10 protein-coding genes and 2 pseudogenes are annotated in these 12,555 nt (G+C 51.4%); 9 read left to right on the top strand and 3 right to left on the bottom strand.

The window, feature by feature from the left end; translation table 11 throughout:
• Nucleotides 1-349: 349 nt before the first annotated feature.
• Both FIV08_RS06035 and FIV08_RS06030 read right to left on the bottom strand, forming a co-directional pair.
• Nucleotides 350-655 (bottom strand): annotated as a pseudogene (locus FIV08_RS06035) (MerR family DNA-binding protein); the annotation flags it as partial.
• Between the two features lie 345 nt (nucleotides 656-1,000).
• Complete coding sequence (locus FIV08_RS06030; RefSeq protein WP_152437695.1) at nucleotides 1,001-1,468, bottom strand: hypothetical protein; 468 nt, start codon at nucleotides 1,466-1,468, stop codon at nucleotides 1,001-1,003.
• 172 nt (nucleotides 1,469-1,640) lie between these two features.
• Between FIV08_RS06030 and FIV08_RS06025 the strand changes: the two genes are divergently transcribed.
• The 8 genes and pseudogenes from FIV08_RS06025 to FIV08_RS05990 all read left to right on the top strand — a co-directional run bounded on the left by FIV08_RS06025 (nucleotide 1,641) and on the right by FIV08_RS05990 (nucleotide 8,292).
• Nucleotides 1,641-2,537, top strand: a complete 897-nt coding sequence (locus FIV08_RS06025; RefSeq protein WP_072678654.1) for a cation transporter — start codon at nucleotides 1,641-1,643, stop codon at nucleotides 2,535-2,537.
• 4 nt (nucleotides 2,538-2,541) lie between these two features.
• Entirely contained in the window at nucleotides 2,542-3,057 is a 516-nt protein-coding gene (gene lspA / locus FIV08_RS06020) for a signal peptidase II (RefSeq protein WP_023011862.1), read from the top strand.
• A 97-nt stretch (nucleotides 3,058-3,154) separates the two neighbouring features.
• Complete coding sequence (locus FIV08_RS06015; RefSeq protein WP_023011863.1) at nucleotides 3,155-4,063, top strand: cation diffusion facilitator family transporter; 909 nt, start codon at nucleotides 3,155-3,157, stop codon at nucleotides 4,061-4,063.
• Between the two features lie 42 nt (nucleotides 4,064-4,105).
• Complete coding sequence (locus FIV08_RS06010; RefSeq protein ID WP_197492701.1) at nucleotides 4,106-5,098, top strand: arsenic resistance protein; 993 nt, start codon at nucleotides 4,106-4,108, stop codon at nucleotides 5,096-5,098.
• A gap of 44 nt (nucleotides 5,099-5,142) precedes the next feature.
• Nucleotides 5,143-5,781 carry a DsbA family protein gene (locus FIV08_RS06005; RefSeq protein ID WP_011786689.1) on the top strand — a complete coding sequence of 213 codons (639 nt, stop codon included), beginning with the start codon at nucleotides 5,143-5,145 and terminating at the stop codon, nucleotides 5,779-5,781.
• 19 nt (nucleotides 5,782-5,800) lie between these two features.
• Nucleotides 5,801-6,643, top strand: a pseudogene (locus FIV08_RS06000) (cytochrome c oxidase assembly protein).
• 124 nt (nucleotides 6,644-6,767) lie between these two features.
• Complete coding sequence (locus tag FIV08_RS05995; RefSeq protein ID WP_323847470.1) at nucleotides 6,768-7,259, top strand: SCO family protein; 492 nt, start codon at nucleotides 6,768-6,770, stop codon at nucleotides 7,257-7,259.
• An 820-nt stretch (nucleotides 7,260-8,079) separates the two neighbouring features.
• Complete coding sequence (locus tag FIV08_RS05990) at nucleotides 8,080-8,292, top strand: AlpA family transcriptional regulator (protein WP_152437694.1); 213 nt, start codon at nucleotides 8,080-8,082, stop codon at nucleotides 8,290-8,292.
• Between the two features lie 382 nt (nucleotides 8,293-8,674).
• On the opposite strand, the gene FIV08_RS05985 is transcribed toward FIV08_RS05990, so the two are convergent.
• Entirely contained in the window at nucleotides 8,675-9,586 is a 912-nt protein-coding gene (locus FIV08_RS05985; RefSeq protein ID WP_152437693.1) for a viperin family antiviral radical SAM protein, read from the bottom strand.
• A 187-nt stretch (nucleotides 9,587-9,773) separates the two neighbouring features.
• Here FIV08_RS05985 and FIV08_RS05980 point away from each other — a divergent pair, with 187 nt between their 5' ends.
• Nucleotides 9,774-12,503 (top strand): ankyrin repeat domain-containing protein, encoded by a 2,730-nt coding sequence (locus FIV08_RS05980; RefSeq protein WP_152437692.1) that lies wholly within the window; start codon nucleotides 9,774-9,776, stop codon nucleotides 12,501-12,503.
• Nucleotides 12,504-12,555: the final 52 nt, after the last annotated feature.

The following is a 12,555-nucleotide window of genomic DNA, read 5'->3' as shown; positions in this document are numbered from 1 at the left end:
TAAACACCAACTCAGGCGACACGTCGTAAGTCATACTCGTGCCTGCCACCCGGCTTCCAATCTCATAGTCCAGATGTGGGCCCTCGGTGCCAGCAGGGAAAAATGAAACCTTCCCTTGGGAGACGGTCACCATATTCAGGGTATCCGGATTTTTTGGTTGATTGGCTCATATCATGATGACGGAACCAACCATCAGCTCAGCGGATTACCTGGTTGATGACGACTCTTCTTCACGGCCCCTGCAAGTTTGCAGCAACGCCCAGGTTCGCATGCCGAGATACGCAGTGAGGCTTCGCGATCAACACACCATGCATTCACAATGTCACTGCAAGGTCCGGCATGTCTCTGCTCAGTCCTTACGGCCTGAGCTAGCCCTATACAGCTGTTGTTTGCTCTCCTCGCTGATCCCCGTCAGGATGCCGCAGGCATTGATCTCCCGACCCTCGTTGCAACTCGCCCTCAGTGAAACGAGTTGTTGCTCAAGCGCTTGCAGAGCAGTTATCTGCGACCGCACATGAGAGATGTGGTCATCGAGCATGGCGTTGACGGCGGTACAAGGCTGGCGAGGGTCGTCCTGATAGCTCTGTAGCTCGCGAATCTCTGTCAGTGACAGGTCCAGAATTCGGCAGCGGCGGATAAAGGCAACCTGGCTCAATAAACAGTAGCTTAAGCTAGCACGGACATTTCTGCCATGTAGTAATGCAGCGTCTGCAATCCGCTCTGGCAATCATTACGGCTGAAATGGCCATGGCTAGCTTATAGATCTTGTAGAAAATCCCTGACTCGAATGTTCGCTTTTGTTTAGCTTAAACTCCGCGTGTGCATTGGTCGCAAAGCGAACATTCGAAGTGGTGCCCAGAGCGCCATCTTCCAGCCGTAAAAGGCCAGGGATTTCGTTGAGACCGAAACCCAGCTACTGCGCCGTTTTCACAAACTTCAGCCTATCAAACTCGCCAGTTACTACGCGTCTGTTAAGTAAAAGTATTTGAAGGCTTCTCGATCACTCTACCTTTAGATTTTGCTGGTATTGCAGCATTTGCTCCATCATCAGCTGCATTTGATCCATGCGCTCCTGCATCATCTGAATTTGTTGCTCGTTAGACAGACTACCACCATTCTTTGATTTACCGCCGCCGTTCATCATGTGCTGACCTCCCATCATGCCGTTTTGTCCACGCATCATGCCGGGGCCCATCATACCGTGATGCATAAAACCCATTTGCTCTTGCATCGCCTCCCTGTGTTCTCGCATCAATCGTTGCCGTTCTTGCGGTGAAGCTTCATCAGGAATGCGTTGCATCAGCTGGTTCATGTGAGACCAGTTCTGGTGCATCTGTTGCATTTGCTCCTGATCCATCATCATGCCAGGACCATGCCCTTGCCATGAGCCTTGATCACCATGCGCTAGCACGAATGCAGGAAAAACCAACAACGCAGCGGTTGCTGTAAGTCCTTTAAATAAAATCATAAAGTTTACCCTCGAAATAAAATTAGACGTCCACATCATCGCACTTATCATTGTAGATCTTTATCCAGACAAACGCCGATTTTGACGACTACTAGTGTAGATTAGTTATTGACCCTGTAGTGGCTACAGGGTTTTAAATTGCATCATTTGTACGAAAACCGGAGCCGAGAAAATGAGCAAACCCTGCAATGGGCAGTGTGGTAGTGAAGACTCTGTCGTAGATGACAAGTTTCAGGGACGCGCCACCGCCGAAACAGGTAGCCAGCTAAGCACCTACAAAATACCAAAAATGGATTGTCCCTCGGAAGAGCGAATGATTCGAATGGCACTGACTGGCGTTGAAAACATTCAGTCGCTGTCATTCGATTTATCGGGTCGTACATTGGAAATTATCCACCATGGAGAAACCGGTCCTATTACCAGCAAACTGGAAAACCTGGGCTTGGGTGCTTCCTTGCAGCGGACAGAAGACGCCAGCGCTGAATCCGTCAGAGCGGCTGAATCTTCTAAGGCCAACGAAAGCGAAGAATCCGGCACTTTATGGATACTGCTGGCAATCAACGGCCTGATGTTTCTGGTCGAGATGACGATGGGCCTGATCGCCCAGTCCGCTGGCCTGATTGCAGACTCGCTAGACATGCTTGCCGATGCCGCCGTCTACGGTCTCGCGCTTTACGCCGTTGGGCACGGCATCAAAATGCAGGTCAGAGCGGCGCATGTGGCTGGCATACTCCAGCTTATCCTTGCCGCTGGGGTACTGGTTGAAGTTGGCAGGCGCTTTCTGTTTGGCAGTGATCCCCAGTCGTCAATGATGATGGCCGTCGCATCTGTGGCCCTTATTGCCAACATCAGTTGCCTGCTCCTGATCGCCAAACACCGTGACGGCGGTGCTCACATGAAAGCCAGCTGGATATTTTCGGCCAATGATGTGGTTATCAATCTGGGAGTTATCCTTGCAGCCCTTCTTGTTGCCTGGACCGGCTCCAACTACCCGGATCTGGTTATTGGCGGTATTGTGGGAGGCATTGTACTCATTGGTGCCAAGCGCATCCTTGCGCTAAAAGGATAATTCGATGTCTGAAGACCGTTCTCGCTTTTTTACGCTCACTTTTCTCGGCTTTTCGGCACTTATAGCTCTGGCCGACCAACTTATTAAATGGCTCGTCCAGCAATCCATGGCTTACGGACAATCGGTTGAGATCACCCCTTTCTTTAATTGGGTGCACGTATGGAATAAAGGCGCTGCCTTCAGTCTCTTTGCCGATGGCGGTGGCTGGCAGCGATATTTTTTTATTGCGATAGCCATTGTCGTCTCGGCTGTTCTGGTCAAATTGATTCGGGACAGCCATAAGCGAACCGAAGCACTAGCCTATTCGATGGTACTTGGCGGTGCATTTGGAAATGTCATCGACCGAGTTTTTCGAGGCTATGTTGTCGATTACCTGGATTTTCATTGGCAATCCCGGCACTGGCCGGCGTTCAACCTTGCCGACGTGTTCATCGTCCTGGGCGTGGCCATGATTTTGGTCACGAGCTTCACAGCCGAGAAAGGTGCCGGGAATAACATGGAAAATCGCCAGAATGGCTAGTTTTCGCGCGGTCGCAACACTCGCTAAGCCCTCTGAGCCAGGCTTAGCGAGTGTTGCGACTACGTTTAATTGAACAGCAACGACCAAGGAGAAAACAATGGGCCACGAGCATGCTCACATGTCACCGGATACTAAGGATAAGAGAGTTGCAGTAGCTATCTGGGCGAACGGTATCCTAACCTTGGCTCAGATCGCTGGAGGGATCTTCGCTGGCAGCTTGGCGCTGATAGCCGACGCTATACACAACTTTTCGGATATGGCGTCACTATTTATCGCATTTGCGGCGCGGAAGATTGCACGCCGCCCGGCCGACTCGAAGATGACCTTTGGCTACGGGAGAATTGAGGTTGTTGCGGCACTCATAAATTACACCACTTTGATAATGATCGGGGCATATTTGATCTACGAAGGTGGCATGCGATTCATAGATCCCCCGGAAATCAAGGGGTGGTGGGTAGTTTGGCTTGGCATTATCGCATTGGTAGTGGATGGTTTGACCGCGCTGCTTACTTACTCCATGCAAAAGGACAGCGTCAACATCCGTGCGCTGTTTCTACACAACTTGTCTGATGCGTTTGCGTCAATTGCAGTCGTTGTAGGCGGCGCCCTGATTCTCCTGTACGACATGCGTTGGGTTGATCCCGCGATCACAATTGGTATCGCAAGCTATATTCTCTACCTGGGTCTAACGGAAATCGGCGGAACCATCCGGACACTCATGCTGGGTAGTCCATTGGATATCGACACAGATTCTGTCATCGAGGCTTTATCAAACGTAGAAGGCGTTTTAGACCTTCACCACGTACATTTCTGGCAGATGGGTGAGCATGATGCCTCCCTCGACGCCCATGTGGTGGTCGAAATAAGTGCCTGGAATGAACTTGAAAAAGTCAAGGGTGGGATAAAACGAGCTTTGGAAAACGAGTTCGGCATCACTCATTCAACATTGGAGTTTGAACATCCTGATCACAGTCACAAAGATGCCCATACTTATGGCCATGGCTAGCAGGGCTGCTGAAAAGGGTACCGTGTGGCAGATATGCTGCGAATGGCCGACATTCCACTCGGTTACGAGCACGCCATGCGAGACGTAATTGAACGCCACCAGGTCTGGGCCTACCTCATCGCTGTTGTTTTCGGACTGTCTGTGGATTGGACATCGTCCCTCGGTGACAGTGTGCCGGATTACTTAATCTGGGGGTTGCTCGGAGTTCTGCTCTACGCCACATTTACTCAAACACCGTTGACCCACCTGTCTGATATGTTCCGGGACCGTCGGTTCATGGGTGCCTTGCTCACCGGAAATTTTCTGGTCATGCCGGCGATCACTGCCTTGCTGATATTGGCGCTGCCGGACAATGACGCGCTGAAGTTGGGAGTGCTTCTGGTATTGCTGATGCCCTGTACCGACTGGTTTGTCACCTTCACTCACCTAGGCAAGGGGGACAGCACCCGAGCCATTGCGGCAACACCGGTTCTGCTGATTGCTCAACTGGGTCTTCTTCCACTTTACCTCTGGCTTTTCATGGGTAATCAGTTCGACGTGAATCTTGAGCTTGGGCGGCACCTCCTGCCGGCCTTTGGCGGGCTGATTATTGTCCCGCTTATCCTGGCATTTCTGACTGAAAAATGGGCCGAAAACTCCAGAAAAGCCATCGGGTTCATTCGCTTCATGGGTCTGATGCCGGTCCCTCTGCTGACAGTCGTACTGTTCATCATCTCAATGACACAGGTCAGCCAGATCGACAGTACCGGCTCACTTATCTGGCCCTTGATGATTCTGTTTCCGGCCTATCTTCTAGCTGCGGCTCTGGTTGGAAAGGCTCTGCGCCGGGTCTTTCGATTACCGGTAGAAACCGGTCGCACCGTCATCTTCAGCCTAGGAACACGCAACTCCTTCGTGGTTTTACCTTTGGCACTGTCAATGCCAGAGGCCTGGGCTGTGGCCGTCGTGGTGATTGTCGTCCAGTCTTTGTTGGAACTGTTTGGAATGATGCTTTATCTGCGGTGGGTGCCTAGTCGGCTGCTACCGGACACCTGAATAATCTGAAACCCGTAAACTCATTTAAAATAGGAAGATCTCCCGTGCAAACCCGAACCCTGGTCATCAGTCTCCTTCTTTTTTGTCTGGTTGTCTTTGCTGGTGCTTTTGTTATTTACGATCGCTCCCAGGGCACTAATGAACCCGCCGTTGTTGAAAAAACGCCACTGGTGAGGGATTACTCTCCCGTTATTGGCCCTGAGGACGCGCCGGTAACCATTGTCGAGTTCTTCGACCCATCCTGCGAAGGTTGTCGCGCCATGCATCCCTATGTGAAACAGATTCAGGCTGCCTACCCGGACAACGTGCGTCTGGTACTGCGCTACGTATTGTTTCACAAAGGCTCGGAAGAGGCCGTCAGAATTCTGGAAACCGCCCGTGAACAGGGAATCTATGAACCGGTGCTTGACGCTGTTATGGAAGCACAGCCGAAATGGCACGATGATCCAAAGGTCACCGCAGCATGGGATGCGGCGGCGTCAGCCGGGCTTGACGTAGAAGCCGCCCGGGCCGGTATGAACTCACCCGAGATTGACGGCATTATTCAACAGGATGCTGCGGACGTTAAGGCGGTTGGAATTTCCGGAACCCCAACATTCTACGTTAACGGAGACATCTTGAGCCGCCTGGGGCCTCAGGAACTGTACGACCTGGTGACATCCAAGGTAGAGTCACTGGAATAACAACAAAACCGGCAACGCTATGTCACTGCTTGACTACCTTCTACCCTACGATTTCTCGCCGCTGACCGTGCTGAGCTACATGCTCGTGATGGGGTTCTATGGCGTCGGGCTAATTCGGATGCCGGATTAGGATCGGCCTGGCTCGCTACGGATTTTTGCGTTCACCCTGGGGGTGCTGATCTGTTATGCGGTGATGCAGACGCGCTTCGATTACTACGCGCAATACATGTTCTTCGTCCATCGGGGCCAGCATCTGATTCTTCATCACATCGGGCCTATCCTTATCGCCCTGTCCAACCCTTTACCGGTCATGCGGTTCTGGTTTGAAAAAATCCGCCCGGGCTGGAGGCGCGCGCTACGGCCTCTGGGTTGGGTTTATCAGGTTCTGCAACAGCCCTTTATCGCCCTTTTCCTATTTGTTGGGCTCATTTATTTCTGGCTGTGGCCATCGATCCATTTCGACGCCATGCTCAGCCGGGAGCTGTACTGGGTCATGAACTGGAGCATGTTGCTGGATGGTCTTCTCTTCTGGTGGTTGATCTTTGACCCAAGACCGCCGGCGATCACCTCATCGTTGGGGTATGGCAGACGCATGTTGGTTCTGGCTGCCGCGGGTGTGCTTCAGATGTTTCTTGGGGCGTGGATCGTGTTCTCACGTGACATGGTCTATGACGTTTACGAAGTCTGTGGCAGGGCCTGGCCGCTGGATCCAGAAGTCGACCAGCTTCTGGGCGGCATGCTGACCTATATTCCTCCGGCCATGATGAGCATTCTTGGCATTCTTCTGATGCTCCGGCGAGCCATGCATCAGGACGGAAAATATACCAACCAATCCAAACAACTTGAGGAAACAGCGTCATGAGAACTCGCTTCTGGCGACAGCCAACATCATATCGGCGACCTTAACGCTGATAGCATCCCTATTGCTGACTGGTTGCTTTGGCAATGACGAGGAAGACTGGAACGGTAAAAACATCAGTGGCTTGATGCCTGAGCTGGAATTCGACCTGATCAATAGCCAGGGCAAGTCTGTATCTGGCGATGATTACAGTGGCCGCGTGAGAATGCTGTTTTTCGGGTTCACCTCGTGCCCCGATGTTTGCCCGACCGCCCTGCAAAAACTCAATCAGGTAACCAGTGGCCTGGACCCCGAGCTTCAGGATGAAGTACTCACTTTGTTCGTGAGTGTCGATCCGAAACGTGACACGCCCGAGCGCCTCGCAAAATACGTGGATTTCTTCGGTGACAATATTGTAGGGCTCACTGGAAAAGAACCCCAGCTTCGTGAACTGGCAAAACGATATAGGACAACCTTCGGTTATGACGAACCTGACGCTGATGGAAATTATGCGGTGTCACACAGCAGCGCGATTTATGTATTTGATCGCGAAGGTAACCCTCGCCTTTTAATGCGGCCCGATTTGAGCGGGGAAGAAATTCGGCATGACCTCGCTGCTCTTATTCAGGAGGATGCCTGAGTTAACGAAGCTTGCCATTGGAAAGTAATGCTTAGCTGCTGCGGAATACGGCAGCAGCCCGTGACTCAAGATTTGATTGTCGGATGCTTATGTTCATCTTTTGCCGGGCTTCACATATCCAGTTTTTTTGGCCTTTGGAAAGCTGGGGGCAGGTCAATCGGGGTAAACATCGGCTTAGCCCATTATCGCTAACTCTATACCGGAATTAGTTGGCACCTGAAAGTTGCTCCATCAACCATGATGAATCAAAGGCCAATGACGAGCTTGGAACCTTCGGGGGGGAGAAGGAAGGCCTGACTCGAATGTTCGCTTTTGTTTAAGAGTGTGAGCTTCTCAGACCGCCTAAAAAGATCCTCTTTGAAAACCGAACGACCAGAACTCCTGACTTATGTCACCATAATGAGGCTGTTACGGCCAACTATGGTGGCATCACCATGTGCTCTTGCTTCAACTGTTCCTGCAGCATCTGATTTTGAAAAGATAACAATACCGCCAAGGTCACCTAAACGCGAAGAACCCTGTTCTGCCCTCTCAATCACATCCTCCAATTCATGGCATCGCTCCCGAAGCTCCTCTGGGCTCTCACCCCCGCTGAATGATGTAGAAGTGCGATTCAAACCAGTTTGCAGATTCTCGAGACACGAACAAACCCCATGGCAGCAGTCCTTTATTGGGGTTTTCTAAAACCACTACCAACAGAAAGTGGCATGGCCTGGCAAAAGTTGTGGCAAATAATGGCAACCGTGTCAGCTCTGAGTTCCGGTCGTTGGCACTTTGCAATTGCTCAACAAATGATATGGATGAAAACAGGAGTATGGTTATGAGAGTACTGAGACTCCCAGATGTGATGGAGAAAACCGGCCTGGCAAGGTCTACCATCTACAAATATGTCGATTTGGGCATGTTTCCCCGACCGATATCATTGGGCGGAAAATCTGTAGGATGGATCGACTCGGAAATCCATGAGTGGTTACAGGAAAAACAGGTTGAACGTGATCTGAGGCATGGAACACCTAGAGGCTGGGGCCTCTGATATTTTAAGTGTCTGCCATAAACCCTGGTGGATCACGATGGAACCCAAAGCCGCCGGCTTAAAACCGGCGGCCTTGTTCGCTCTTATTTGTTTGCAGTCGGAGTCAACGTGGAGTCGGTGCCACCTTCCACCCAGCTGATACCCCCAGCAACATGAATGTGGACCCGGACTCCTGCGCATCTTTAGATTCGGCGCTTGATCCTGCTCACAGTGGAGACCATCTCCTGTAGAGACCTTCGTTTACTTGGCGTCGAAGGAACCACCACCATCGCCTGAGATCCGGGTGCGAGCAATTTCCCGTGCTTCTTACCCTGCTTAAATCTCCAGCCGTCACGGACCAGGTGTTTCGCATACCGATTAATATCCTTATCCGAAGAGAACTTCATGCGATGCCCCCGGCTTCCTTCGAATACCGTGAGAGAAACCGTTCAGGATTGAAGTTCACCTGCTCAAACGCTTTTTCAGCGCCGACCTCCAGAATAGGCTGACTGTACTGATACCCCGCGGAACATGGAGAGTTCTGGAAAAAGCGCCCCTGAGGATCAACCATTATGTAGGACTCCTGCATGTCCTGGTTGTCCTCAACCACTGCGATTGACCGATAAGCTGCATGCCGCGCAACAAAAGCCTGGAACTGAATGTCCGTCACGCTAGTCGATTGATCAACAACCGGCAGCGCCCTGAGAATTTTCCATTTCTTGGGCTCTACTAAGTCAACAACGTTTGAGAGGTCATCCTGCCAGTTAAGCCGATTAACCACGGTATTCAGTTTTACCGCTAAGGCAGGATTGCAATGCCTCAGGACCTCAAAAGAGCGGCTGAGGGAGTCCAGGTTCAGGAACCGGCCGTGACTATCAACTCTCCCGATTAGGTTGTTGGTGTCGACCTTCCCAGAGTCGATACTAACCCCGAGCATATCGAGCCCGGGAGCCAGTGATTCGCATAGCTCCTCGGTCAAAAAGGAGCCGTTCGTAATCAAAGATGCCCGAATACCAAGCCGGCGCGCCTGATGTATAGCTGTTTGGAGTGCTGAAGGGAAAAGCAAGGGCTCCCCACCCGCGATATTCAAACGCGGATTGACACCATGGAACCCAAACTTTCTGGCGGCCTCATCAGAACGAAAGAATCGCCCAAGCTCTGTCACCAAGGCACGAACCTGGTGCTCCTCTCTGATCAAGTCCTTTATGCTTTCCGCCCTCTCCCAATGGGCATAGCAGTATCGACACGAAAAATTACATGCTTCAGTCAGGTGCCAATTGACTACGATGGGTACGGAATGTGAAGTTAGACTCATAAACGCTCCTATCGATTGATCGAGGAGCCAGAATGTCAGGCATCAGATCTTCCCAGTATGAAATCCGCCGTACCCCCCCCCCCTTCTCACTAAACCGAGTTCAAACAGATAAGGGGTACGCCACTTTTCAGTGAAAGCGCCACCAATTTCGACAAGGATGGAGCCATCACTAACCAAGGAGAAATATATGGCTACCTTCCCTTCGATTGAGACCGTGTTGATGGAAATCCATCAAAGCTTGGGGCTGAAGCAGGGTCAGACGAAGACTAAAAGAAAATTCAGTACCGGAAATATGCGCCTTGCCGAGCACCAGGCAATGGGCGAGCGAATCCTTAGTGAAATATTCGATGAGCTCGAACTTGACGGGCAAGCGCGTGCAGATTTCATGACCAATCTGACGGAGCTCGGCAATGCATTCAAGGGACTGGAGTGCAATACATGGACGTTCCAGGCCGACGAACGACAGGTCCTTTGGGTGCTATTGGGATACTTTTTTACACCCGGTATTGCTCGCCATACGGCCTTCTGGAACCTACACGGTAATTTAGATCGGGGCATGCCTCGCGGAAGCTTTTGGTATCTTCCAGAGCCGCGTACAACGCCTGATGGAACAAAAATAGATCTTCCGGTGAAGCAGGTTATCGACTGGCTGGCGGATCTGGCTGGAGGTTCGATTGAAAGCCTCTCCGAGACTAGAATTCGAGTTAAAACCGATAGGGGGCAAGATGATGCCGATACCTTCACCAGAACCCTATACAACTGGAGAAGCGGTACACTTCCATTCCACGATAAGATCTATCAGTTTTTTCCCGATGACTTGGACATTCCCTTCGAGGGCACGATTGAAATCGACACAGCCCAGCCTGCTGCGCACCAGTTCGACACCGCAGTGGCGTTTTTGAAGAACAGAGAATTAGATGTTAACGAGGATGCTCTCAGGCGAGAGCTTGCAATGGGCAACGATCACGATGTGAAGCGAATAATCGCTGGCCAAGCAACAAAATCTGAAAAGGAGCTTTTGGTGCGTCTGGTCGCAGACCGCTACCAGAAACCAACTACCAAGATCATCCGCCAACGCCTGCTTTTCGCTAGGTTGATGCAAGACGGTTACGACCGAATCCTGAAAAAGCTCTGCCCCGGTGTCGATAAGCTATGTTCTAACTTCGAGCAGAACAAACTGCTGCAAATTCTTGCTAGCTATAAACATATCTACAATCTCACTGTAGAAGCCTGGCGCAACTTTCGAAGCTCTGGCGAGGCAGCAGAAAATGCCTGGTTCGAAGAGCAGCTTGAACCCGGGGACGCAAACACTCTTTACCTGTCCATCCTTCCGTCAAGACGCAAGACCGGGAATCTCGAATTGGCGCAATTGCTGACCCAGTTGTTCTCTTTATCAAGGCCTGGCGATGAACTGACGGACATCGTTGGCAGTGACGCGCCAACTCACGCGCAGATAGTTCGTTCCCGGGTAGAGCTGCTCCGGAACCAAGCAGAGGAAGCAGAAGCCGCTCGAGACCTCATAGAGAGGGCCAGAACAGCCTCACCTTGGCGGACTTTTCAAAAGGAAAACCGTTTCGCCGTCATGGCACAAGTAGCAAACTTCGCGGGACTTTCACCCAAGGCAAGATGGGCTGCGACCTCGAGAATGAAAGAGCTGGCGGACACTCCCGAACAGAAAATTCAGCGGATACTGCTTGAGCTTGGCAACTACCTCGGAGGCCAGGGTAGGAAGAGGTTGCCAAACGACGCCTGTACTCGGGTCGAATCGCTTTTGAATGAAGCCAAGCAAAATTCAGCCTATGAGAATTGGCGGGCACTGTTGCTTCACTTTGAGGCCAAACACCAGCTGGCCATGGACGACATCAACAATGCGTCAAAGAGCTTCCGCCAGGCTCTTGAGGCCTCGGACGAAAAGGCGTACGGAACCCTCAAGGGTGAGATCGCCTTGGATTGCCTGGCCACTGAAGTCGCGAACCAAAGGCTAGTCCCAAATAACCACGAAAGATACTATCGGGCGATGCTTGGCTGGGGCGTCTTCAACAACCGTCAGGTGTTAGACCTCTATGATTCAGCGCGAGAAGCTGCCGATTATTTCTGGCATGAGCTATACACCCCCTACCCCGGCATTGAACCAATGAAGCCCGTTTCCGAGCAAGCCTTGAAAGACTCCTTTGGTCTCATCATGTCTGGCGACTTACCAGGACTGGAAAACTGGATTAAGGATAACTCCCGAAAATTCAGCAATAGCTTGAAATGCGTTACCGGAGATTCGGTTCTGATGCTGTGGATCAAGCTCCGATCACATTTCAATGATCAACTCCCAAAATTACGGCGTATCGCCCCGGCGGAGTTCGAATCAGAGCTGCAACGAGTGGAGACGATAACAATAACTTGGAGACAGGCAATAAAATTGCTCGCAAGCAAGGTCGAAAAGCAGTTGAATTACGCTGATTTCAAGGGCCAAACTCCCTTAATGCTGGTTGCTGAGGCGGGTGATGCGGAATTGGTTCAATGCTTCCTCGACGCTGGTGCAGATCCTGATCTTCAGGATTTTGAAGGAAGGTCCGCCCTTCATGCTGCTGTGAAATCGCACGACAAAAGGACGATCGATGCTTTATTAGATCACCCATGCATCACCGATTTAAGCACTGTGGATGGGCGCTCGCCGATGCACACTGGGGCTTGGTCAGGAAATGGGTATGCAATCGATCGGCTTATCGAGCTATCTCCGCAACTTGCATGGCGAAGAGACTCGCATGACATGACCCCCTTGGAGCTCGCCGAAAAGTTGTGCGAAGAACCAGATGCCCTTGCCTATCTCAACCAAGAACTGGAGAAGCAGAAGCGAAAACCGGTTTATGCAAAGGACTTGGAGGGGCTCATTAGCTCTCTGGAAAACGCCCCTATGATTAATTGAACCACTACTTCAAACGACAACATACCTGGCCGGTTAAAACCCATCGGCCAGG

This window comes from Marinobacter sp. THAF197a (assembly GCF_009363275.1).
Lineage (GTDB): Bacteria > Pseudomonadota > Gammaproteobacteria > Pseudomonadales > Oleiphilaceae > Marinobacter.
This window is presented reverse-complemented; position numbering and strand designations above follow the sequence as displayed.

Coding starts and splice junctions, on each gene's coding strand:
- FIV08_RS05985 (WP_152437693.1), bottom strand. CDS start 9,586: ATGAGTCTAACTTCACATTCCGTACCCATCGTAGTCAATTGGCACCTG.
- FIV08_RS05990 (WP_152437694.1), top strand. CDS start 8,080: ATGAGAGTACTGAGACTCCCAGATGTGATGGAGAAAACCGGCCTGGCA.
- FIV08_RS06015 (WP_023011863.1), top strand. CDS start 3,155: ATGGGCCACGAGCATGCTCACATGTCACCGGATACTAAGGATAAGAGA.
- lspA (WP_023011862.1), top strand. CDS start 2,542: ATGTCTGAAGACCGTTCTCGCTTTTTTACGCTCACTTTTCTCGGCTTT.
- FIV08_RS06010 (WP_197492701.1), top strand. CDS start 4,106: ATGGCCGACATTCCACTCGGTTACGAGCACGCCATGCGAGACGTAATT.
- FIV08_RS05980 (WP_152437692.1), top strand. CDS start 9,774: ATGGCTACCTTCCCTTCGATTGAGACCGTGTTGATGGAAATCCATCAA.
- FIV08_RS06025 (WP_072678654.1), top strand. CDS start 1,641: ATGAGCAAACCCTGCAATGGGCAGTGTGGTAGTGAAGACTCTGTCGTA.
- FIV08_RS06030 (WP_152437695.1), bottom strand. CDS start 1,468: ATGATTTTATTTAAAGGACTTACAGCAACCGCTGCGTTGTTGGTTTTT.
- FIV08_RS05995 (WP_323847470.1), top strand. CDS start 6,768: ATGCCTGAGCTGGAATTCGACCTGATCAATAGCCAGGGCAAGTCTGTA.